Below are 260 nucleotides of genomic sequence, written 5' to 3'. Positions count from 1 at the left end.
CGACACGCTTCCCGGTCAAACGCCTGAAGGCGTTCGTTGGCGATCGTCGTCAAGCCGTCCCACGAGGGGGCACCAAGGCCGAGCCGATGACGCTTGGTGACTTGATCTACGGAAAGTCCCGCCGATGATAGCCCTTGCCGAAGACCCGACCTCCGCTGCCGTCCTGGCGGCCGCGCCATGTTATCCGGTGCCGCCCAGTGGGCAATCCCCTGCCATCGACGCGGTTCGCGAAGCCCGTGTCGGTCAATGCCTCGTCGTCG

General features: G+C 65.8%; 1 protein-coding gene. It reads left to right on the top strand.

Annotated features, from left to right (window positions below; all coding sequences use genetic code 11):
• Positions 1-124: 124 nt before the first annotated feature.
• On the top strand, positions 125-260 hold a 136-nt coding region (locus tag NLU14_RS23645; RefSeq protein ID WP_476738662.1), incomplete at its 3' end, for a DUF2016 domain-containing protein.

Origin of the sequence: Marinobacter iranensis (genome assembly GCF_029207565.1) — a bacterium.
GTDB classification, from domain to species: domain Bacteria; phylum Pseudomonadota; class Gammaproteobacteria; order Pseudomonadales; family Oleiphilaceae; genus Marinobacter; species Marinobacter iranensis.
This window is presented reverse-complemented; position numbering and strand designations above follow the sequence as displayed.